This window comes from Kaistella sp. PBT33-4 (assembly GCF_029194425.1).
Taxonomy (GTDB): Bacteria; Bacteroidota; Bacteroidia; order Flavobacteriales; family Weeksellaceae; genus Marnyiella.
The window spans coordinates 463441-486167 of record NZ_JARFYL010000003.1; the positions used below are offsets into that span (position 1 = coordinate 463441).

Annotated in this window: 20 protein-coding genes and 1 tRNA gene; 7 read left to right on the forward strand and 14 right to left on the reverse strand. The window is 39.8% G+C overall.

The features are described 5' to 3' along the window. Window positions 1-19: 19 nt before the first annotated feature. Window positions 20-4348 (reverse strand): CusA/CzcA family heavy metal efflux RND transporter, encoded by a 4329-nt coding sequence (locus tag P0M11_RS08225; protein ID WP_275625233.1) that lies wholly within the window; start codon window positions 4346-4348, stop codon window positions 20-22. 112 nt (window positions 4349-4460) lie between these two features. Continuing rightward, window positions 4461-4781 carry a DUF6660 family protein gene (locus P0M11_RS08230; protein WP_275625234.1) on the reverse strand — a complete coding sequence of 107 codons (321 nt, stop codon included), beginning with the start codon at window positions 4779-4781 and terminating at the stop codon, window positions 4461-4463. A 310-nt stretch (window positions 4782-5091) separates the two neighbouring features. Here P0M11_RS08230 and P0M11_RS08235 point away from each other — a divergent pair, with 310 nt between their 5' ends. Beyond that, window positions 5092-5835, forward strand: a complete 744-nt coding sequence (locus P0M11_RS08235; protein WP_275625235.1) for a sce7726 family protein — start codon at window positions 5092-5094, stop codon at window positions 5833-5835. On the opposite strand, the gene P0M11_RS08240 is transcribed toward P0M11_RS08235, so the two are convergent. The 12 genes from P0M11_RS08240 to mce form a co-directional block, all read right to left on the reverse strand. After that, a complete protein-coding gene (locus tag P0M11_RS08240; protein ID WP_275625236.1) occupies window positions 5828-6922 on the reverse strand; it encodes a hypothetical protein in 1095 nt (364 codons plus the stop codon). The two genes, P0M11_RS08235 and P0M11_RS08240, sit on opposite strands and share 8 nt — an antisense overlap. Next, on the reverse strand, window positions 6912-7781 hold the full coding sequence (locus tag P0M11_RS08245; protein WP_275625237.1) for a hypothetical protein: 870 nt from the start codon (window positions 7779-7781) through the stop codon (window positions 6912-6914). Before P0M11_RS08245 ends, P0M11_RS08240 begins: the two co-directional genes overlap by 11 nt. A 74-nt stretch (window positions 7782-7855) precedes the next feature. Beyond that, complete coding sequence (locus P0M11_RS08250) at window positions 7856-8392, reverse strand: hypothetical protein (protein ID WP_275625238.1); 537 nt, start codon at window positions 8390-8392, stop codon at window positions 7856-7858. A gap of 364 nt (window positions 8393-8756) precedes the next feature. Next, window positions 8757-8900, reverse strand: a complete 144-nt coding sequence (locus P0M11_RS08255; protein ID WP_275625239.1) for an ATP-binding protein — start codon at window positions 8898-8900, stop codon at window positions 8757-8759. A gap of 48 nt (window positions 8901-8948) precedes the next feature. After that, window positions 8949-10031 (reverse strand): DUF3871 family protein, encoded by a 1083-nt coding sequence (locus P0M11_RS08260; RefSeq protein ID WP_275625240.1) that lies wholly within the window; start codon window positions 10029-10031, stop codon window positions 8949-8951. Next, the gene (locus P0M11_RS08265; RefSeq protein ID WP_275625241.1) at window positions 10009-10887 is read right to left on the reverse strand and encodes an ATP-binding protein; all 879 of its coding nucleotides are present in this window, start codon (window positions 10885-10887) and stop codon (window positions 10009-10011) included. The genes P0M11_RS08260 and P0M11_RS08265 overlap by 23 nt, the downstream gene beginning before the upstream one ends. A 90-nt stretch (window positions 10888-10977) precedes the next feature. Then, window positions 10978-12186 carry a site-specific integrase gene (locus P0M11_RS08270; protein WP_275625242.1) on the reverse strand — a complete coding sequence of 403 codons (1209 nt, stop codon included), beginning with the start codon at window positions 12184-12186 and terminating at the stop codon, window positions 10978-10980. A gap of 94 nt (window positions 12187-12280) precedes the next feature. Continuing rightward, window positions 12281-13555: a DUF3987 domain-containing protein gene (locus P0M11_RS08275; protein ID WP_275625243.1), complete on the reverse strand. Its 1275-nt coding sequence runs from the start codon at window positions 13553-13555 to the stop codon at window positions 12281-12283. Window positions 13556-13674: 119 nt separating this feature from the next. Beyond that, window positions 13675-13950, reverse strand: a complete 276-nt coding sequence (locus P0M11_RS08280) for a helix-turn-helix domain-containing protein (protein ID WP_275625244.1) — start codon at window positions 13948-13950, stop codon at window positions 13675-13677. A 119-nt stretch (window positions 13951-14069) separates the two neighbouring features. Next, window positions 14070-14933: a hypothetical protein gene (locus P0M11_RS08285; protein ID WP_275625245.1), complete on the reverse strand. Its 864-nt coding sequence runs from the start codon at window positions 14931-14933 to the stop codon at window positions 14070-14072. Window positions 14934-15019: 86 nt separating this feature from the next. After that, window positions 15020-15093: transfer RNA gene (locus tag P0M11_RS08290), tRNA-Ile, on the reverse strand. Between the two features lie 74 nt (window positions 15094-15167). Beyond that, the gene (gene mce, locus P0M11_RS08295; RefSeq protein ID WP_275625346.1) at window positions 15168-15566 is read right to left on the reverse strand and encodes a methylmalonyl-CoA epimerase; all 399 of its coding nucleotides are present in this window, start codon (window positions 15564-15566) and stop codon (window positions 15168-15170) included. Window positions 15567-15774: 208 nt separating this feature from the next. Between mce and rbfA the strand changes: the two genes are divergently transcribed. The 6 genes from rbfA (at window position 15775) to P0M11_RS08325 (ending at window position 22725) form a co-directional block, all read left to right on the forward strand. Further along, window positions 15775-16137, forward strand: coding sequence for a 30S ribosome-binding factor RbfA (rbfA, locus tag P0M11_RS08300; protein WP_158063475.1), 363 nt, complete (start codon window positions 15775-15777; stop codon window positions 16135-16137). A gap of 8 nt (window positions 16138-16145) precedes the next feature. After that, entirely contained in the window at window positions 16146-17357 is a 1212-nt protein-coding gene (locus tag P0M11_RS08305; protein ID WP_275625246.1) for an ABC transporter permease, read from the forward strand. Between the two features lie 60 nt (window positions 17358-17417). Next, window positions 17418-19190, forward strand: coding sequence for an endonuclease (locus P0M11_RS08310; RefSeq protein WP_275625247.1), 1773 nt, complete (start codon window positions 17418-17420; stop codon window positions 19188-19190). 66 nt (window positions 19191-19256) lie between these two features. Beyond that, entirely contained in the window at window positions 19257-19991 is a 735-nt protein-coding gene (locus P0M11_RS08315) for a shikimate dehydrogenase (protein WP_275625248.1), read from the forward strand. A gap of 143 nt (window positions 19992-20134) precedes the next feature. Then, a complete protein-coding gene (locus tag P0M11_RS08320; protein ID WP_275625249.1) occupies window positions 20135-22186 on the forward strand; it encodes a DUF349 domain-containing protein in 2052 nt (683 codons plus the stop codon). Window positions 22187-22203: 17 nt separating this feature from the next. Continuing rightward, window positions 22204-22725 (forward strand): hypothetical protein, encoded by a 522-nt coding sequence (locus tag P0M11_RS08325; RefSeq protein WP_275625250.1) that lies wholly within the window; start codon window positions 22204-22206, stop codon window positions 22723-22725. Window positions 22726-22727 lie beyond the last annotated feature (2 nt).

A 22727-nucleotide genomic window follows, 5' to 3' on the forward strand; every position in this document is an offset into this window, starting at 1 on the left:
TGATATTCTCTTTTGGTATTTAATTTTTAATATAGTAGTTGTATTGTATTATTGCCATGTTGTATTCGTTCAATGCAATCAAATAATTTTTTCTGATGTCTATCGCCTGGGTAAAAAACTGATGCATTTCAGAAAACCCTATTTCCCCAGCTTTGTAACTGAGCATTGCCGCATCAAAAATTTGATCTGCCTGTTGTAAACCTATGCCTTCATAATATTTAAGCATTTCAGCAGCTTTCAGAATTTCTGTATAGGTGGTGCGAGCTTGTGCCGCGAACTGATTTTGCTGATAACGCAGCTGAGACTGTTGAATTTCTACCTCGGCTTCTGCAGATTGTAATTTGGCTTTATAAGCAGTTTTTCCAAAAATGGGAAAATCTACAGCTACAGAAAAGCCCGTGATCGGATCCTTCATTCCGTATAATCTCTGAGAAAATATCCTTCCGGAAAAGTCAGGTTTGTTCTGCATTTTCTGAACATCTATATTCGCCCGTGCGATTTCTATATTCTGCTGCTGTACTGCCAGCGAAGGGTGAAGACTGTCTGATGGTAAATCATCGAGCTCCAGTTTCTCCAGGTTTGTATCTTTCGGCAGATATAGCGATTGACTGTTAAGAAAAAGACTTAATTGTTGCTGTTGTGCTGCAATATTCTGTAAATTCTGCTGGCGTTGGGCCTGAAGCTCCTTCATCCGTGCTTCTGCAGCAATATTTTCAAGACCCGCCACTTCGCCCGTTTTGAAACGAAGGTTAGCAGCTTTGTACATGGACGTATAATACTCATCCAGTTTGTGGTAGAGTTTACCCACATCCTGAAGGTACCATAGCTGGTAAAAAGCGGTATTTACTTCCCTTTTTATCACCGCGTCCAGCATGTTTTTGTTCAGTTGGTGAAATTTCAGCTGCTCCTCGAAATATTTTCTTTTCGCCTTATATAACCCGGGCCACTGGATGGACTGCTGTATGCCAATTTTAAAATCGCCGTCCGGATCACTTGGTCTCATATCGTCGTTTTCCACGAAGATGCCGGTCTTAGGGATTTCACGTGCGGTTTTAGTTTCCAGTAAAGCTTTAGTTACCTGGGCAGTGTTTACCGAGTACTGCAGATTATTTTCCAGCGCTATATTTACCGCGTCATTTGGTGAAATTCTTTCCTGCGCACTGAGTGCACCTACGGAAGAGCACAGTAAAATTATTAGCGTTAAAAACGATTTGTTTTTACTATTTCTCAATTTGTTTTTGATTTGATTCTTAGAATTAAATATGATATACAGTAGAGGAAGGACAAATAAGGTAAGGAAGGTTGCTGTTACGAGACCTCCAATTACCACGGTTGCCAGCGGTCTCTGTACTTCTGCGCCGCTACCATTTGAAAAAGCCATAGGAAAGAATCCGAATGATGCGACTGCCGCCGTCATCAACACAGGACGAAGCCTGGTGGTTGTACCCTGAATGACTCTCCTGATAATATTGTTAACGCCGGATTTCTGTAGATCCTTGAAGGTACTGACTAAAACAATTCCATTAAGTACTGCTACCCCGAATAGCGCAATGAAGCCGACTCCCGCTGAAATACTGAAAGGCATATCCCTAATCAGCAGTGCAAAGACCCCACCGATAGCACTCATTGGTATTGCGGTAAAAATAAGTATGCTGTCTTTGAAGTTACGGAAGGTGAAGTACAGTAAAAGAAAAATAAGAGCTAAGGCTACAGGAACCGCTATTTGCAATCGTGAAGAGGCCTGCTTCAAATTTTCGAATGTTCCACCATATGTATAGTAATAGCCGGCGGGTAAGATGTTTGCATCATTAAGTTTGCTCTGAATTTCAGTTACTACACTTTCTACATCTCTATCTTTTACATTAAAGCCTACAACAATCCGGCGCTTGCCATCTTCACGACTGATTTGTGCCGGTCCGTCTTTATATTCAACCTTTGCTACCTGAGAAAGCGGAATTTGCACGCCGTTTTCAGTTGGAATAAACAGGTTACTCACGTCGTCGATAGAACTTCGGCTAACACTGTCGAGCCGTGCGACCAAATTAAACTTTCTTTCGTCCTCGAATACCACCCCAGCGGTTTCGCCCGCAAAGGCTGTGCTCACTGTATGGTTTATATCCTTAATATTCAATCCATAAGAGGCCAGCCTCGCCCTGTCGTAAGTAATGGTTATCTGGGGCAAACCCACCGTCTGCTCAATTTGTGGTTCGGTGGCACCTTCTACTGTCTGTACTATTTTGGCAACTTCTGGTGCCAGTTTCGCAAGGGTGTCTATGTTTTCACCAAATATTTTAACCGCTACGTCCTGGCGCACTCCCGTCATTAACTCGTTGAAGCGCATCTGTATTGGTTGGGATACTTCGAAGAATACTCCCGGAATCATTTCAAGCTTCTCCATCATCTCAGCGCTCAAATCCTCATAAGATTTATTGCTGTCCTTCCATTCTTTTTTGGGTTTCAGGGTCACAATAAGGTCAGTTGCCTCGGGCGGCATGGGGTCTGTGGGAACTTCGGCACTACCGGTTTTACCCACCACCGTGTTCACTTCTGGAAAAGATTTCAGAATTCGGCTTGCCTGCATAGAAGTCTCTATACTTTGTGAAAGTGAGGTACCCTGTGGCAGTATGCAGTGGACGGCAAAATCGCCTTCCTGCAACTGCGGTATAAATTCGCCTCCCATTCGGGAAAATAAAAATAGTGAAACAGCGAGGAGTGCCACCGCTGCACCGACCACCGCATATTTAAACGCAATCGCTTTCTGCAAAAGGGGTAGATAAAAATTGCGGATCTTCGCCATTATTTTATCTGCAAAAGTTTTTTTGGCACTTATATTCTTAGACAGGAATAAGGCGGACATCATTGGTATATAGGTCAGCGAGAGTATTAATGCCCCTATAATTGCAAAAGACACGGTCTCTGCCATTGGGCGGAACATTTTACCTTCAATCCCCTGAAGTGAAAGAATCGGGAGATATACAATGAGGATAATGATCTGACCAAACACCGCAGAACTCATCATCTTTTTTGCACTTGACTGCACAGCCTGGTCCATCGTATCTTGAGACAGTTTCTGGGAACGGTGATGGACAGCAAGAAAATGTAGAGTGGCTTCAACGATAATAACGGCACCATCTACAATAAGTCCAAAGTCAATAGCACCAAGACTCATCAAATTTGCACTAACGCCAAATACATTCATCATTCCAAGCGCAAAAAGAAGTGACAGTGGTATTGCCGACGCCACAATAAGCCCGGCCCGTAAGTTACCCAGAAACAGAACTAACACAAGAACGACAATGAGTGCACCTTCGACCAAATTGGTTTCTACGGTGCGTATAGCACGGTCCACTAAACTCGTTCGATCCAGAAAAGGCTCCACGATAATATCAGGCGGCAGCGATTTTTGTATGGTGCTCATTTTTTCTTTGACCCGGCTCACCACATCCGCTGAATTTTCGCCTTTCAGCATCATAACAATACCCCCTACCGCTTCTTTATCGCCATTATAAGTTAAGGCTCCATATCTTACAGCACTGCCGATTCGGGTTTCTGCAACATCTTTTATAAGTACCGGAATGCCATTAACAGTTTTAATAACGGTATTGGAAATATCATCTAAAGAGGAAATAAGTCCGATTCCACGGATGAAATAAGCGTTGGGTTTTTTATCGATGTAAGCACCACCTGTATTTTCGTTATTTTTCTCAAGGGTGGTGAAAATATCTGCAATGGTCACATTCATTGCTTTAAGTCTGTACGGATTGATTGCCACCTCGTACTGCTTAAGCTTACCGCCGAAACTATTAATTTCAGCTACACCAGGTGTACCGTAGAGTTGGCGGGCCACAACCCAATCCTGCATTGTTCGAAGATCGGTAGCGGAGTATTTGTCTTCTGACCCTTTTTTAGGGTGAATAACATATTGATAAATTTCTCCTAAGCCTGTGGATACCGGAGACATTTCTGGCGTACCGATACCTTGTGGAATGTTTTCCTCGGCCTCTTTCAGTTTTTCAGTAATCAGTTGACGGGCAAAGTAAATATCCACGCTTTCATCAAAGACTACAGTAACCACGGACAATCCAAATCGTGAAATAGACCTCATTTCGGTAATTCCCGGTATGTTGGCGAGGCTCTGTTCAATTGGATAGGTGACCAACTGTTCTGTTTCCTGTGCGGCTAATGTGGGTGTACTGGTAATGATCTGAACCTGATTATTTGTAATATCCGGTACGGCATCCAGCGGGAGTTTAGTAGCACTATACACGCCCCAGATGATTAGTGCGAAAGTCATGAGCCCAATTATGAGCTTATTCTTTACACTAAACTGTATAATTTTATATAGCATTTGTAAAAATTAAGGTTAATTGACAAGAAAAGCATGTTCCGTATTGTCTACGAAAATGAGCGACTATCAGATAGTCGTAATGTCCTACGGAAGCAAACCGAAGGAAAGAGAATTAACCTATTTTGGGAGGTTGCCAGATACCGACAGTATGGAGGACTGCGTAGTTGTAATTCTTTTCAGGAAGAGTGTCTTTAATTAAAAGAGCAATCTTCTCAGGGAGTAATTTTTTCAGCAGCATGACAGTCATTGACATTCCACAACAGTTGCAAACGCAGAAAGGCGTACAAAGATCAGCATGCTGATCCTGACCTTGCTCTAAATGAACGTTTTCTGCCAAACAAACTTTTTCGCCTAAACCTTTCGCAGCATCGCTGCATGGTACCATCGTAAGTACCATGAAGAATAAGGATAAAAGAAAGGCGAAAATTTTCACGGGGCTAATTTAACAAAAAAATAATTTAACTCTTTCTGTTTAGTTAGAATAGGAATGGATAATGATATTGTAGTAGGCAACGCGCAAACTGAATGTTCATTATGTTAATTGCTGTGGCGGTCGGGGATTTCACATAGCAAAACTATATAAAATAAAAAATTTCAAAATTCATATAATTGATATATTAGCAATATCTTTGAAAACTCTAAAATACATGGATAAAACAAACACAACAACCTATTTATCAACAATATAGCTTGTTTTTTGAAATATATTTTGTATATTTATAGAGTGAAAACGGATGCATTTTATGGATTATTCAGTACTTGCTCGTTCATATAAAACTTTAAGTTACGAAAAGGAACTTAGGGAAATGTACTGTACTTTTCGCAACAATCCTGAATTTAGTGCATTATCAAAACATGAACTGACTTTGCTTATCAATGATGATATATTTCAAAATTATAACGGAGAGCAGGTTCTTAAATATAAAATTGCAAAGGAGTTTATTAATGGACAATATGTGGCTGCATTTGAGGTAAAAGTTAAAAGCAGTAGAAATGATTTTCTAGTTATTAATGGCGATACAAAATCTTTCGAAATTAAGTCCAAAATAGATACCCTTCAGAGATTGGCTAAACAGACAGCAGACTACGGAAATGTATTTGAATATAATACTGTATTGATCGACAAGTGTCATTTGTCCAAGGTAATCAAAGCACTTCCGGAATTTTACGGAATTTGGTATTATGAGGGTGATGAAAAAATAATCTTTAGAGAAGCTTCCTACAGTCCCAATATTAATTCTCGTGAGCAACTATCGCTGTTTAATAAAAAAGAACTCACAACAGCCTTTTCCACTGCTTCTATCCAAACGATTTTAAATACGCATGATGCCTACGCAATCAACTGCGCATTAAAAAACATGCTTAAGAAAAGATACAATGATCGTTGGAGTTTTATTCAGGATAACTTTGAAAAGATTGTTCCCATTGACCTACAGTTCTTTTTCAACACAAATGTAGATCCGCAAATAATCTACAATATCAACTAGGCAAATTAGTCTGCGTCAGCTCCCCCTTCTCAATGAGAATCTTCATACAATATAAGTAGTGTTCTATGGCAATACGCTTGAATTTTGCCTGACTTCTGCCGCTTTCCTCTTTTCGTGAAATTTTTAATAATGTATCATAACCCCAATTATCCGTGGATAAAAAAGGAGGTTCTGACTGCAGCATACTTGAGGTAGAGTCAGATGCTAAAATTGCAGGTATAATGGTGTTGTCAAACTCGTCTATTGATCCTTTTATTAAAGCCTTGTAGCCATAATACTGATTTTCTACGGCATCATAATATAGAAACCCGGGACTGATTGTTCCTCCTGCTGTCAAATTATCTTTCTTAATACCTGCATAATCACCTGTTGCATTAACCTGAAACGTACTCATAATATCTGTATCGATTTGACTATTATCCGCCTCCATAACTACCTGTCCATGATCCAACTTCACGTTCTCTATATCGGGATTAATTGCGCTTCGAAGCAGTACTTTTTTACAAATATTAAAATCCCGAAGGGCATTAATAACAGGTTTTAATGGCGGAGTTTTGAACGGTCCTAATTTATCAAGATCAATAATTAAAAAATCATTTTCTGTAGCCAACTGCATTACTTCTTCAAAGTCTTCTTTAAAAGAATTTATATATATTCGAAATCCAATACTATTAAACCTTGGCCGTAACAGTCTTTCCTGGCCTGCGATTGTATTTTCTTCACCGGTTTTCAGCAAATAAGATGATATCACGGGTATTACTTTCTCAATATCGGAGAACATATTTAAATGAGCAACGCGCTTTTCAAGATTATTTATTACAGAAAACGAAAATTTTACCACTTCATCCTGAACAGAACCTGACTGATTAATATATATCGGGAGATCAACAAAAACTTTTTGAGCTGAAATTTCATTTATCAGTCCAGAATAGATTTCAACAAAAGAATTTTGATCATTTTTCCTTGTCTTTTCTTTAACGATTTCCAACAAGGGGTACATTGAATTACCAAAATCAAAATGTTTCATTGCTAAAACTTCCTGCTGTCTTACTCGAAAAACCGGCATATAAATTAAATTAGTGTCCATAGGAGATTTTCATTTTTTTTACGTTATCAATATGTTCGTCTGTAGCCTCATAATTCTCATCCAAAAAAGCCAATCTCCCAGTGTACTTTTCAATGAAATCATTGAATTCATCGGCAAGCCACTTATATTTTACAAAGATGTGTTCTTTTTGGGCCGACAGTAAGAGATTATCTGAGATGTTTTTTTTGAATATTTCAAAAAATTCTTCTTTTTGTTCAATTTTAAAGATATGATTAAAAATGTTCAAGTACTGAAACTCACAGCTATTTTTAATTAAACTATTTTCCAAAACTGATGAAAATACCTTTTCATCTTCTGAAGGATAAATTTCCAGCTGCTTCACAAAATCGTTCGATAGTATAATTCTTGGAAATACCGCTAAACTACTTTCAATTTTGTAGGCCGTAGCTAAGGGAACCCCTAAGGCAATTGATGACTGGTCTATAAATAAACCATAATCGATTCCACCTCTTAAAAAATAGCCTTTTTGGACAAACTCGAAATATAATTCCGAAATCACTAATAATAATTCGATTAGAGATTTCTCACCGTTGCTATTGATATTTTTTGCTGTTATGCAAATGTTGTCGCTAAATAAATAATAACTGAATTTTTCTGTATCTAACTTTGAAATTGCATAGTTAAAGGTCTCAATAAATTCGGTTGCAGATTTTGAGTAATAGTATGGTCCCAATTGTTCGTCATCCTCTTCTGTTTCTGACAATTCCCCCTCCTCTTTCATTACATTATGAAAATCAACAGCTTCCTCTTCAAAACTTTGTAATTTGTTTTGAAAACCTAATACGTCTAAAAATGCTACAGCACGATTTGAATATATGTATCGTTCCTCGGTGTTCATTAACAATTACTTTTACGTTTTATATAAGTACTGATCTTCTCAAAATGACATGGGTGGAAATGTGATCAACGTTTTTACCAATCATCATTTTTTGGCTTGTATTTTTCGAATTTGAAAAGGTTTGAGAAGGAGTAATCAAATAGTGGGGCGTCTGTTGTAAATCTTTTATTGAAATCATCTGTTCCTTTTTTCAGTGTCCCGTCTTCGAGTAAAAATTTGCTTTGATTCATTCCGAAAGATAAGTCCAGGGATGTATAAATGTAACTTATATTATTGATTGTCACTCTGTATTTTCCGTCCTTGTAATCAACAATTCCATTACCGGCATATTGGCCACCCGCTATATAGTTGGGAGTAGACATTAAGGTTTTACCAAATCCTTTATAATCAATTTTGTGATCCTTAAATTTAAACCGAATAGAATTATCATCTTTTATAATATCATAGAAAAGTCCGTTATTTTCTAAGGTAGAAGCTAAATCTTCGAATTTCAATTCTGTACTGAATATTTTCTGCCAAGTAATCTGCCTATTTGCAACAGAGAAATTTTCAATTTGTGCGAACACAAAACTCGTTATACTGATTAAAATAAAAATAAATAGTTTTTTCATTGTTTTTGCCGTTTTTGTTTTTAAGATTACTTAGTACTGAGATGCGACTATCAGAAAGTATTTTACGGTTTTTCCTCTGCTACCATACCCAGTTCCCCACCATTATTTATTTCGTACTCCGGTTTTAATGTTCGTTCGAAATCGTCGTACAGTTGAGTGAGGATGTCTTTGGTTTCTCGTTTGAAAAATTCCCCGAGTTCTTTGTTTCTAATCGTGAACTTGCGGTATAGTGTAAATTTCGGTCATATTGACCACCCATTTTCAATTCAAAGTGACCATGTGATTTCGGTTTAAATTGACCACCTGTAATTTTGATAAATACTCTTGCTATTCATGTGTTATTTGTTTTCAAATATATAAATTATTACTCCCTGTTCAATCCTCTTTTCTTTCTCATAGACTCTCCCTGTAGTTCCAGGCGGTGAGACTGATGGATTAGTCTGTCCAGAATAGCATCTGCAATGGCTCTTTCAGTGAGTAAAAAAAACAAATAGTTGTTGAGCGCCACCCGGCAACCTCCTAAATAACAGGCCGTCTTTCTTCTGACGGCCTGTCCTTAACTCAAAAACCAATGATAATCTGAATGACCATTGAGCGTTTTCTGAAGTCCTTTTGAAAATTCAAAGGCATTCAGATTCCTATCCAGGAAAGTATCTATATAGCTACTCTTATTGGCTTGTGTGAAGAGATTAAACACATTCCATAAGTTTATCCTTCCATCTTCAAGCCTACAGAAGTTCTGATCTTCATAATAGTCCTTTGCCATAGTGCTGATATGACTGTCATTGAAGTTTAGTAAAGGAATTTTCAGCTTATCAGCTTTTGGCAGATAATGGTAGAGTTTTGATTTCCCTACAAGCTGTGCAAACTGGTGCTCAGATAGATAGTCTTGTGTCAGTTCCTTCATCTCCATCAGGTGCAGTTCTGCATCATAATTCCGCATAACTTCAATAGCCTTAGTCTCCAATTCCTGTACATTGGATACTCTAAGATTTTCCAGAAATCCGTCAGTAGAAATACACATATTCATACAGACCCAGTTCTGAAACCCAATAAAGAACTTAAATTTCTCCAGTGACTTTTTAGAATACAGATTTTCCTGATTGTAGCTCCTTACACCACCCACACATAATGACAGCATATTACCATTAATGGTATCTGTGATGGTGGGTATCTTGACCATAAAAGCCATTCTCTCGTAATAGATGGTCTTGTCCTCTTCCAGGAGATCCTTTGCTGATTTATGGATCGCTAATGGTGTTCTGCCCTTAATCTGATGAGACACCCTGATTTCCGGAGCAGAGATGCTGTGCTGGGGGAAAACCCTGGTCACAGCTTCCAATATCACTTCAATAAATTCCTGATGCGCAATAGTCTTTTCATTATCCTTGGAAAATACCGGGATTATACAATCCTGCTGCAAATGCCTTAAAGGTACTTCTACTGTATTAGCTACAATAAAAGGTAAGTCTGGTTTGTCTATTTGATTTGCAAAAGATTTTGATCTGTCCAGGCTGATAACTGGCTTCTGAATGATCTCTGCTTCTGCACTCACCTGATCAAAATTTGTATTGGTAACTGGTCTTAAATCAAAAGCCTGCTCTAAAGTGGCAGGCTTAATATGTCTTAGTGTGTCCATTGGTTGAATGATTTTTGGGATTAGTTAATTGTAAAATAAAATTCCGCTTCTCCTCATAATGAGGTTTCAGGTTCTCCTGATAGTCAGGATGCTGTTTATAGAGGGCAATTAATTCAGCTATATTATTGCACTGCTGAATCTTATGAATCACCTGCTCTTCAGTTGGTGTCTCTGAGATTGGTGATGATCCACTGTTACACCATTCCAAGATCCGCTGTCCTGTCTGCTCACTTATCTGAAATTCCGGCTTACCCATAAACAGCCCGGTTCTATCTTTACTTGATACAGCAAAATGCTTGATGTCAATGTCAAATACCAATGTGAATTCATAGTCCAGACCATCCCTCTGTACAGATTTCAACCCTACTTTCTCAGGTATATATTTACCGTCCTTCTGGTTAAGTACATAATCCTGTTTGGTCCTCATTGTAGCAATGACATGAGCTTGGGTCTGAAGTATTTTATTTACAAAAGCTTTTTGCCTGGGAGTAACTTTTGCCCAGTTTGTAAAACTGTTCCCGGCTAACTTTGAATGAAAATCCAACAGTTCATCCCACTCATGTGAAATAGAATCTATTATAATGACCTCCATCCCTGCTTCCTCGCAGACTTCTATTGCTTTAATATAATTTTCCGGAGTAAATGGTGGTGTCATGGTTAATACATTGTAGTTACCTAGATGGGCATATAAATCAGCACTGCCATTCTCTGTGTCTATCACTGCAACCCCTGACAGGTTACCATTAGTCAATCCTTGCGCAATGAGGAGGGAGGAGTATGTCTTCCCTGTTCCGGATGCACCTTGTAGAGCCATTTTAATTTTGGCTCTTTTTCTTTCACTTTGTCTTAACTGCATAATATTTTTGGTTTAATGGTTTTCAAATTCATCTAAAAACAAAGGGATTAATCCGTAGTGAATTAACCCCTGTTTTTTTCGACGTTTACTTTATAAATTGGACAATTTTTCACTTTCGGAATCAAGCACTGCATCCCCAAAGTCCTTAAGATAACTTTTTGTAATATCAACGTTACTATGCCCCATCATCTCTGAAATTTTGTCTATAGAGGTTCCTAAATTCTTTAAAATTGTAGCAAAACTATGTCTGGCAACATAGGACGTCAATTTTCGATTTACACCTGCAAGAGCTGCAACTTCCTTTAGTTTGGAATTATATCTTTGCAAAACTTTCTGTTTCCGGTAAGCTACCTGTTTTGGAGTGAGATCAGTATGCAACAGGATTGGAAAGACATACTCTTTACATTTAGGATTACCTTTATAATAATCAATAATCTCCTGTGCCTCTTTACTTAACAAGATGTTGAAATGGTGATTTGTTTTTGATCTTCTATAAATAATTCTACCATTAATGATATTTTCCCATTTCAAATTGGCCATATCAGCAAAGTTCATCCCCCGGCTGTAAAAAGAGAACATAAAGTAGTTATATGCTTCTAAAAGTTCAGGTCTGCCTTCCAGGTTCACATCTCTAATCTTCTTAAACTCTTCAACATCTATCGCGATTTTATTGCTATTGGTTTTAATCCTGGATATTTGATAAGTTTCGAAAGGGTAATTATCCTTGGACATGTATCCTCGCTTAATCGCTATGTTAAAAAATCTTCGCACATGCCTCATTTTGAAAGCAATACCACCATTATGATTATTATTCTCTCGAAGATATATTTCCCATTTCTCTATTAACCTAAAATTTATATCTTTAAACAGTATATTTTTACCAGTAAACTTTAAAAATGAATTTCGAGTATCCTTAAAGGATTTAGCATAGCTCATCCTACCAGCCTTTTCTAGCTCAGTAATAATCTCTTCGTATACAGGTGATATCTTTAAATCCGGAATTCCAGACCTACCTCTAAACTTATTTTCAAAATCGTCTAAACTGAAGTTAATGGTATCTAACTGGAGCTCTCTGATAACTTTGTCCGCCCTTGCTTTCATACTAGTCAGCAGCTTATTTTGCTCTTTGTAATTTGGATGTCCTTTTAAAAACTGTTCGTTCTCAAAATATTTCTTTTCGCACCTGAGATTTAGTGCTATTTTCTTAGATTTTCTTTCTTTAATTATTCGCAGATAGACTGAGTGCTGGCCATTGGACGCAGCTTTACTGTCAAGAATTATTTTAATACTTGTATTCATTATGATTAGTTATAAGTTGATTAAAAAACTGCCCATGGTAGATGGGCAGCTGAATAGAATTAATGCAAGTGTTGCAGGTTTTACAGGTACTACATTATAGCTTCTTATAAACTCCCTTAGACACCTTCTTGATTACTTTTTTAACTTGAAATTGACGTAGTTTGTCATCAATTGTTCTTACTGGAATTTCTAATTCAGTCCCTTTTTTCACAATATCTTCTCTTGTAAAAACAGGTGACAAAGAATCAATAATTTCCTCATCTTTCATCGATAAAAAACCTGTATCCATTGAATCAAAAACAACCTTTGAATGCCGTAATATTGTCTGCGTTAAGCGTAATGCAACCAGAAAATCCCTGTGTTCGCAAACGATTTTATCTGAATTGACAATATCATCACCCCTTCGAAGGGTGCTTAATATCATCGCTATTTTGTACAGCATTAAGCCATGTCTGTTGAGATTTGCCAAGAAAGATGCAGTATGATTTGACACAATATCACTCCAGATGTAGCCAAATGAGCTTAAGAATTTCCTTCGCTGATTTTCTGTCAACTCAAAATCAACGGGCTCTGTCAAACTATGTAAGTCACCGTAAAGGTTAAACAACTTACTACCCAAGCTAGAAAACAGTTCCTTATTGTCATTGGACTTTAATTCAAAAACATTTTTAAACTGTGATACCTCATCAAAAGTATAAATCGCAAATCTGGAAAACAATCCATTTTCTCGACTTTTTAAAAAGGGTTTTAATTGTCCTGGTGTACCACTGATAACTACTGATAGTTTCGGCTCTGAAATTTCTTCATATAGGCCTTCTATTTTACGTGCAATAGATAAAGGCTCATGATGAAAGCACTTTCGTAGGACATCACTGTAATTGCTCCAGTCATTATTCATCATTACAGATAGTGTATCTGCTTCGGATTCCATGATCAAAAGTCCATCTTTTGAATTTCCTAAAAAGGTATATAGTTCTGAGGTACTGATGTTAGCAGGAACAATCTTTAATCGAATATTTGGACATGGCTCTTTTTTACCTTGTTTGTCCTTCTTTTTTGAATCTTCACAACTTGATTTTTCTTGTTTACTATTTGCTAAAATCGCTTGATGGATTGGTTCAATTAACATCCGAGAATAGTTCATCACTCCTTTTCCACTTGCAGGCGGAGCAACTATAAGGACATACATGTGCGGATATACAATATCTCCATCATAGGTCCCTTTAATATTGGGGAGAACATTACTTATTACTCCTAAACTAGATAGTAAAACTATATCCTTTTCGCGTCCTTCAAAATTACTTGTCAGAATTTTTAAATCCTCTGGTAGATTATTATATATGGTGTTATCAATTAATCTATTCTCCATCACTGTCATTTTTTACTTGTTGAATATTTTTGTTTGTGGAATTTGGAACCTGTTGTATTCTAAGTCCCAGTGGAATACTAGCGCAGTAGTTTTCACCTCTACTGTCTTGTAAAATGATACTAATGCTTCCCATGATCAGAAATTTTTAAAATTAAGTCGTCCTGAAGATCAGATATACTCTTTTTTTCATTCTGAAGCATCCAGTTATCAAGGTCTACTTTTCTGAAGTAGAGCTTTCCGCCATTGGGTTTATAAAATGTGATTTTACTCTCGGAAGTCATTTTGTATAATGACGCTGAAGAGATGTCAAGATATTGTAAAGCCTCTTGAAAGCTGAGAATTTCCTTGTAAAGGAATTGCGGACTATATATCTGTCCTTTGTTTATTGTTTGCATTTGATTTTATTTATGAAGCCTTGGTACCATTAAATTGAGGCTTCGATTAAACAGATGCAAACCTAAGTGGGGTATACCCTGAGATACAAGGTTATACCCTTATATCAGGGTAAAAGATTTTAGAGGGTATCAATAATAGTATCGATTACTTCTTCTTGAGAAGATTTTTTCTTCTTGTCAATCAGGGAATACTTAGACGTTGACAATTGCTGTGATGTAAAATGGGAACCGTCTCTATTTCTAAAAATGGAAGTTAGATAATAATTCTCATCATTCAAAAATGTTGAACGTATGTGTTTCTCGTCAATTAACCGTCTAAATAGGTAAATCAACAGTGCCTTGTTTGTGGTATTATTCTTTGAACTTTTAGCTAACCAAGGAATACCAGATCCTGATTCTGGGTCGGCGAGAATATTCAAAAATTGCTGCTTGGAACAGTTAATAAAATCAGCTTCAAAAAGGCCAGTATATAATAGCTCTATTTTTGCACTTCCTGATTTTGCCACAGCGTCAATAAATTCAATGGGTTGGCGAATTCGTTTTTTCCTTTGATACGCTGAAAAACATAGTTCAATATTATCATTTAAGATGATTTTGTATTTCTCCAAAAAATTAAACTTTGAAACTATAGTCTCTGTAAATATTTCACGAACATCGCTTTTAACAATTTCCAAGTACTTTGCTAAGTCATTATTTAATTTCTTTTGAAATTCAATTGCTGTTTGGAGATTTTTGATACCTTCCTGAATCAATGCAAGAATTTTCATCCCGAAATAATCATCGAAATAGAAATATTGCATTTCATCTTCACCTTCAGTGTGAAAATCTTTAAGCATTGAAACCACCCTTGTTTCATTATTGATACTTACACGAGGTGCAAATGCCTCCACAGCGAATGATGAATAAAAGAGTTGCACTTCATCGTCAATTGATTTGACAGCTGAAGCGAGATTAGTGAAAGGTTGTATCAGAATATTCTCCACAAACCAAAAATAGCAAATTGTTGGCGTATTGTTGACGGCAAAAAACAAACAACCACCTACAATTCTGTAAGTGGTTGATAATTAAGTGGCCCAGCTTGGGCTCGAACCAAGGACTTGCTGATTATGAGTCAGCTACTCTAACCAGCTGAGTTACAAGGCCAGAAAACAATCGGACTAAACCTTTTGTTTTGCGAGTTGCAAATGTAAATATTTTTTTGAATCTGTAAAAATTTTTCAGGGCTTTTCCTGACATAATTCTACCAATACACCATTCGTTGACTTTGGATGAAGAAAAACCACCAGTTTATTGTCGGCACCGTCTTTAGGCTCTTCGGAGATAAATGTAAAACCTTCCTTCTTTAATCTATCGATTTCCAGCCGGATATCTTCTACGCCAAAAGCGATATGGTGTATTCCCTCCCCTTTCTTATCCAGGAACTTAGCGATGGGACTATCGGTACTGCTTGCTTCCAGAAGTTCAATTTTGCTTTCACCTACCTGGTAAAAGGAAGTAGTTACGCCTTCCCTTTCCACGGACTCTTTTTTATAACTGTCTTTTCCCAAAAGGCGGGCAAATAAATTATCTGATGTTTCAAGTGATTTTACGGCGATTCCTAAATGTTCTATTTTCATGCTGAATTTGTTTTGATGACTTCCTGCGCGTGAGGGCGGAGTGCATTGTTGGAGCTCTTTTATCTGTTTGGGGGCGGCGGCTTCGCCGCCGCCCCCAAACAGATAAAAAGCGACTGCACGGAGACCGGCCATCCTGTTGCGCGGCCTGCGGCCGCGCAACAGGATGGACACGCCCTGATAATTGAAACAAAAGTAGTAAATTTGCCCCATGAACGAAAGTAACAGACAGCGAAAAGTAGCACAGATTATCCAGGAAGATTTTGCTGAACTCTTCCGCAAGCAGTCATCCGAGAGTAAGGAAAGCTTTATGGTGAGTGTTTCTGATGTAAAAGTTACTCCCGACCTCAGCATTGCCAAAATCTACCTGAGTATTTTCCCCCAGGAATTCCGTAAACCGATTATGCAGGAAATTGAGGTGAACAAATCCCAGTACCGTAATTTTATTGGCCAGAAAATGGGCAAGCAGGTACGCGTCATTCCCCAGCTTAACTTTTATCTTGATACGTCGCTGGACGATGTTGAAAAGATTGAAAAAGAACTTCGGGGCGAAGGTGATAATCCAATGCTTTAATTCCTAAAGTGTCCGGAACTGCCTTTTACATAGCCAAACGTTACCTTATTGCCAAAAAAGGCAGTACGGCCGTAACTTTTATTACCTGGCTGGCCGCACTTGCCATGACGGTGGCGGTTGCCGCGATGTTTATTATCATCTCGGTATTTTCAGGCCTGGAGGATCTTAACCGTGAACTGATCTCCGACCTGCACGCCGATCTCACGGTGAAAAGCACACAGGGTAAAGTCCTGAAGGATGTGGCCAAACTCCAGGAAGTAATAAGCAAAAGAGAGGATGTGGCCGGACTTTCCAAGGCCATTGAAGAGAAAGTCTATATTGATTACGGCGGAAAAGGCGATATTGCCTACCTGCGTGGTGTAGATTCAGCTTACATTTCTGTAAATCCGGTTAATAAAAACATTTTTTACGGCTCCTACCCCACTTTTGAGTTTCCGAACGAGGTGGTAATGGAAAACCAGCTTGGCAATCGGCTCTCCATCCCGGTGGGCAGTCAGGCAGATTTTGCTACCGTCTTCATGCCCAAAGCCGGAACGGGACTTATCAATAAGGAAGAAGATATTTTTAACAGGCAGGACATTTATGTAACCGGGGTATTCTCGGGCAACGATCAGCTTAACAATTATATCATTGCGCCCATAACACTGGCACAGCAACTTCTGAATCTTCCGGAAAGCGCGGCTTATCAACTGTTGGTGAAGCTTCGCAACGGCGACCAGGCCGATTCGGTTCGGAATGAGCTTCAGAAGCAGGTGGGCAGCAATTATATAATCACCACCAAAAAGGAAGAGAATGCTGCTTTCTGGAAAATGATCAATATTGAAAAACTGTTTATTTACTTCATTTTCGTTCTGGTAATATTCATTACTACCTTTAACCTTGCGGGCGCAATTATTATCCTGCAACTGGACAAAAAAGAACAGGCGCGCTCGCTGCTTTCACTGGGTCTGCCGCTGCGCGAATTAAGGAGAACCTACTTCTTTACGGGCATGCTAATCGTTTTAACAGGCATTATTTCGGGACTCTTTATAGGAACAGTGGTTTGTTTCATACAGCTTCAAACCGGTTTCTTTAAAGCCAACGCGGCCATAGACCTGGCATTTCCGGTGCGTATACTGCCCATTAACTATCTTATTGTAGCCACTACGGCAGCAACCTTTGGCCTGCTGATCTCGTGGGCATTCTCCAAAATCAACAGGCAGCACATTACTAAAGCTTAACACCCTGCTACTTATTTTTTTAGTAATTTTGCCTTCCAATTTTTTACAGTTCAAGACATTATGAAAAAGTCATCAGTAATATTTATTCTGAGTCTGTTTTTCGGCCTGCTTTCCGCACAGCCACCTGCAGGCTATTACAACGGCGCTACAGGCACCGGCGCACAGTTGAAAACGCAGCTAAGCACCATCATTACCAACGGGCACTCGGACATGGGTTACGGCGGTCTCTGGACCGGCTACCTGACTACAGACCGCGATTATTTTTACGAAAATGACGGTACTATTCTGGACATCTATTCCGAAAACGTAGCAGGTCCGGATCCCTATACTTTTACACCCATAACAGATCAGTGCGGCAATTACTCCAATGAAGGCGACTGTTACAACCGTGAACACATTGTACCACAAAGTCTTTTCAATGAAGCCAGCCCCATGAAAAATGACATTCATTTCGTTCGCGCTACTGATGGGAAGGTAAACGGAATGAGAAACAACTTCCCTTTTGGAATGGTAGGTTCAGCTACATTCACTTCGTTAAACGGGTCAAGACTGGGGAACTCGGTTTCTCCGGGCTTCAGCGGTACGGTTTTCGAGCCCATTGACGCGTTCAAAGGTGACGTAGCCAGAATGATCTTTTATTTCGTAACAAGATATGAAAACCAGCTAAGCAGCTTCAGTTCAGGCGATATGCTGGGTGGCTCTGCTTACCCGGGCCTGCAGTCCTGGCAATTGCAGCAGCTCCTGCTGTGGCACGCGCAGGATCCTGTTTCACAGGTAGAAATTGCCAGAAACAATGCTTCATACACCTTTCAGGGTAACAGAAATCCCTTTATTGACAACCCTCAATGGGTAAATACCATTTGGGGAACTTCAGACACTATTGCTCCCAGCGCGCCCGCAGGACTTACCGCAGGTACTCCTACCAGCTCTTCGGTTCCATTAAGCTGGACTGCTTCTACCGATAATATTGCTGTGGTGGCTTATGATATTTATGTAAACGGTGTGTACCATTCTACTGTTTCAGGAACATCGGCAACGGTTAGCGGACTTGCACCTGCTACCGCCTACACTTTTCACGTGATTGCCAAAGATCTGGCGGGTAATCTTTCACCTGCGAGCAATACCGTAACGGCTACAACTGGCGCAGGTACGCCGGGTGGCAGCTGCGGAACAGAAACTTTTGACGGAATGCCGGCTAACAACAGCGGTTATGCAGTCCGTACCTGGACCTCCAACAATATTACCTGGACAGCAACCGATGCCCGTACCGACCAAACCATTAACGGCCGTGCTGTCACCATACGAAACGGATCCCTGACCTCTTCCATTCTTTCCGGCGGAATCAACAGCATTACAGTAACTACCCAACTTAAATTCGGCAGTACTGCAGGAACATTCAATCTTCGCGTTAACGGCAATATTGTAGGAACCATCCCTTACAGCGGTACACCGGACACGTCGGTAACCACTACGGTAAGCAACCTGAATATCTCCGGCAATGCCGTGATCAGCATCACCGACAACAGCATCACCGGTAACCGTGTGGCCTTTGATGACCTTAGCTGGACTTGCTATACTCTTAGTACAGGCGAAACTTCCACAGTGCCGAACCTCAGCCTTTATCCAAATCCTGTGGTAAACGATGAGATCTTTGTAAAAGGTACTGATTTGAAGAAGGTCCTCAAAGCAGATATCTACAGTGCAGACGGGAGGTTAGTGCAAAGTGTGGCCAAACCTTTTCTAAAATCGGACAGCATTAAACTGAAAAAGTTAAAATCAGGAGTCTATTTCCTGACCATGGACGGTAAATCAATCCAATTCATTGTGAGATAGCATTTACTGTACATCCAAAAAAAGTGAGGCCGGCATTTTAACCGGCCTTTTTTGTACTTTTGAATCATGGGTGCAGCAAAAAAGTTTGGTCTGATCGGACAGAATATTTCCTATTCTTTTTCAGGAAAATACTTTACAGAGAAATTCAGGCAGCTCGGTCTGGATAACTATTCATACAAAATATATGATTTTAATGACCTCAGTGGTTTGAGACAGTTTTGTGAAAAAGAAAAATTAAGTGGTTTTAACGTCACCATTCCGTTCAAGGAAAAGATCATTCCGCTGTTGGACAGCCTCAGCGAAGAAGCAAAGATGATTCGTGCCGTAAATACTGTTGCAGTCCTGGACGGTCATCTGAGGGGGTACAATACCGACGCAGCAGGATTTGAGGCTACCCTGATGAGGCTGAAACGGGATCATCACCGATCCGCACTTGTTTTAGGTAATGGAGGTGCTGCTAAAGCTGTTCAATATGTGCTAAAGCACAATCAAATAACTTATAAAACCGTTTATAGAAAGGGCGCGCTTAATTTCGATACACTTACCGCTGAAGAGGTACAGACCCACAAAATCATTGTCCAAACCACACCTGTGGGCACTTATCCCAATATTGGTGACTGTCTAAAATTTCCGTTTGAAGCCCTTTCCCCTCAACATGTGGTAATAGACCTTATTTACAATCCTGCCCAAACCCTTTTTCTGCGCGAATCCGCATCAAGGGGCGCCATAACTGCTAACGGACAGATGATGCTGGAGCAGCAGGCAGAAAAAGCCTGGGAAATTTGGAATAGGGAGGCGTGAACAGGATGATCCACAAACAATCAGTGCACGTTTGAGGTTACCTTTTCTGTGAGTTATAATTTTTGTTTATATTTATTGCACAAAACAGTTGCTGTAAGCACCTGAATCACCATTTAACGAAATATAACTAAAAAAGACTGGCTATGACACCGGAACCATCCCACTCCGAGAACGAAGAAAAAAAACCTGCTGATGTACAACAGCCGGAAACTGTTTCCGAATTACCAACTGAGCCTAACACAGCGACCCCACAGGTCAGTGAAGCAACTGCCGAATCAGGTGTAACTGTACCTGATGTGCAGGTTTCGGCTGAGCAAAGCAGCTCTGGCGAGGAGGAACCTTCCAGTCCCGGTGTTTCCGAAACGCCCGTTGAAGCACCAACAACCGATACTGAACCGATGCCTGTGCAGGAGCCAGAAACCCCAACACCGGCAACTGGAGCATCAGTAAATAACAATACTGCCACGTCTGAAGAAGAAAATACCGCAGCTGAGAAAAATCAGGAGGAAATGCACGCTGCTGACGACGAAGTTTCGTGCCTGTCCCTGACGCAAATTTTTGACCGGATGGAAAAGGTCATCAACAGCAAGGATGGCGGCGCGGATTTTAAATTATTTGCCAAACTCCGGGATGAGGCTTCACGAATTATTCATGACGAAACCGAAGAGAAGAAGCAGGAACTGGCATCCGCGGGAAATGGTGAGGAGGACTTCAGCTATGAACATCCTTACAAAGCGAAACTTTCGGGCCTGAGTAACATTTATCGGGAAAAACAGGACGAATTCCACAAAAAGCAGGAAGAAGAACATGCGAAAAACATGGAAACACGCCAAGCCGTTATTGAACGGTTAAAAAATCTGTATACCAACTCGGAGGCAGGTACCAACTTTTTCCGGGAGATTCGTGAGATTAAGGAGGCCTGGAGCCAGGCCGGACAGGTTCCAAAATCGGAATTCAAATTACTGAACAATAATTACTTCCACCATCTTAATCAGTTTTACCAGATGCTTGATATGAACAAAGAATATCTGGAACAGGAATATGCTCACAACCTGGAAAAGCGTGAACATATAATTGCCCGCGCCCGGGAACTGGAAAACGAGCCGTCTGTACAGAAAGCACTGAATGAACTGCAGTATCTGCACAAACTTTGGAAAGAAGAGGCAGAACCCGTAGCAGAGGAATTCCGCGAGAAAACCTGGCAGCTGTTTAAGGAAATTTCCAACAGGGTGCACGAACGCCGGGCCGAACTAAGCAGCCAGATAGAAAGTGAGCAAACCGCCAATCTGGAAAAGAAGAACGGCATTATAGAGCAGATTAAGAAACTGGTTCAGCCGGAAAAAGATCCCAATCACAACTATTGGCAAAATGCAATAAAGCAGGTAGAGGAATTGCGTACTGAGTTTCTGAAAACCGGCAGCGTACCTCGCAAGATCTCCAATCAGAACTGGAATGACTTTAAGCAGGTACTTCGCACTTTTAATAACCGTAAGAATGAGTTTTATAAAGGTCTGAAAAACAGTCAGCAGCACAACCTGGATGAAAAACTGAAGCTAATAGAGACGGCTAAGTCCCATATGAACACGGAAGACTGGGAAACCGCGATACCTCTGTTCAAAAAACTGCAGGAAGACTGGAAAAAAATCGGCCACGTACCGCGAAGCATGACCAACAAAGTTTGGGATGAATTCCGAAATACCTGCAATGTTTTTTTTGAAAATTACCGCGCCAAGAATGATTCAGGCGGTGATAACTGGAAGGAAAACTATAAGAAGAAAAAAGCGTTGCTGGACGAATTGTCTGAAGTGCAGGAAGCTGAAGGCAGCGTGGAAAAAATTGAACAGATCAAAAACAGCTGGAACAGTATCGGCAAAGTTCCCCGTGAGAAATTATCCATCAACACAGATTTTAACAGGGTGCTGAGAGAGAAGATGAAACTCAACAAAATCCACGATTACGACCTGAAAGAGGAGGGTCTATCCGAAAATCAGGTAACCGATAAGGCCAGAAAAATCAAGAACCAAATTGCCGATTTGGAAGCTGAAATTGTTAAACTGGAAAATAATCTTGGTTTCTTCCACAATCCCACGCCGGAAAATCCGTTATTAAAGGATACTTATAAGAAAATCGAAGAAAAGAAGTCCCAGCTTGAATCAATGAAGCAAAGCCTTCATCATATGATCACCGGCGAATAATCATTTACAGAAATATTATGCTAAAGAAAACCTTACAAACATTATTCATCTTCGCTGCATTAACCGCATTTGCACAACAGAAGGACAGACTCGGGGTACCGGGCCCGCTCAAACTTGAAACTGCCGACGCTACAGTAGAATATAAGCTTACAAAAAGCAGCGTTAATCCGAAGACCAGAGTGATTACGCAGGAATATCAACCTAAATCCCCTGCCGGTGACCGTGTAATGGTGTCCTTTCATCCTGGTCAGGAAGCTGTGCAAATTTGGGAATTGAAAGCCGAGGAAATTAAAGGTAGTGACGATAAAAAATTATCTGAGGTTGAGATGAACAGTGATAATGAAGGATTTCACAGCATCAAATATCTTTATACAACAGATAAGAAAGCCGAGAGAAGGGAAATCCTGATCGGAAATGTGAATGCCGTCGATGCAAAGTCCAAGGGAAGTTTTGTGATTGAGTATTTCGGTGGTAATCCCGATAAAGAATCAGTTGTAACTAAGCTGCCGGAAATGATTCAGATCAAGCCGGAATATTAAGG

Bases quoted from the DNA above. Each gene is read 5' to 3' on its own strand.
- P0M11_RS08225 (WP_275625233.1), bottom strand. From the start codon at position 4,348: ATGCTATATAAAATTATACAGTTTAGTGTAAAGAATAAGCTCATAATT.
- P0M11_RS08235 (WP_275625235.1), top strand. From the start codon at position 5,092: ATGGATTATTCAGTACTTGCTCGTTCATATAAAACTTTAAGTTACGAA.
- P0M11_RS08240 (WP_275625236.1), bottom strand. From the start codon at position 6,922: ATGGACACTAATTTAATTTATATGCCGGTTTTTCGAGTAAGACAGCAG.
- P0M11_RS08245 (WP_275625237.1), bottom strand. From the start codon at position 7,781: ATGAACACCGAGGAACGATACATATATTCAAATCGTGCTGTAGCATTT.
- P0M11_RS08250 (WP_275625238.1), bottom strand. From the start codon at position 8,392: ATGAAAAAACTATTTATTTTTATTTTAATCAGTATAACGAGTTTTGTG.
- P0M11_RS08260 (WP_275625240.1), bottom strand. From the start codon at position 10,031: ATGGACACACTAAGACATATTAAGCCTGCCACTTTAGAGCAGGCTTTT.
- P0M11_RS08265 (WP_275625241.1), bottom strand. From the start codon at position 10,887: ATGCAGTTAAGACAAAGTGAAAGAAAAAGAGCCAAAATTAAAATGGCT.
- P0M11_RS08270 (WP_275625242.1), bottom strand. From the start codon at position 12,186: ATGAATACAAGTATTAAAATAATTCTTGACAGTAAAGCTGCGTCCAAT.
- P0M11_RS08275 (WP_275625243.1), bottom strand. From the start codon at position 13,555: ATGGAGAATAGATTAATTGATAACACCATATATAATAATCTACCAGAG.
- P0M11_RS08280 (WP_275625244.1), bottom strand. From the start codon at position 13,950: ATGCAAACAATAAACAAAGGACAGATATATAGTCCGCAATTCCTTTAC.
- mce (WP_275625346.1), bottom strand. From the start codon at position 15,566: ATGAAAATAGAACATTTAGGAATCGCCGTAAAATCACTTGAAACATCA.
- rbfA (WP_158063475.1), top strand. From the start codon at position 15,775: ATGAACGAAAGTAACAGACAGCGAAAAGTAGCACAGATTATCCAGGAA.
- P0M11_RS08310 (WP_275625247.1), top strand. From the start codon at position 17,418: ATGAAAAAGTCATCAGTAATATTTATTCTGAGTCTGTTTTTCGGCCTG.
- P0M11_RS08315 (WP_275625248.1), top strand. From the start codon at position 19,257: ATGGGTGCAGCAAAAAAGTTTGGTCTGATCGGACAGAATATTTCCTAT.
- P0M11_RS08320 (WP_275625249.1), top strand. From the start codon at position 20,135: ATGACACCGGAACCATCCCACTCCGAGAACGAAGAAAAAAAACCTGCT.
- P0M11_RS08325 (WP_275625250.1), top strand. From the start codon at position 22,204: ATGCTAAAGAAAACCTTACAAACATTATTCATCTTCGCTGCATTAACC.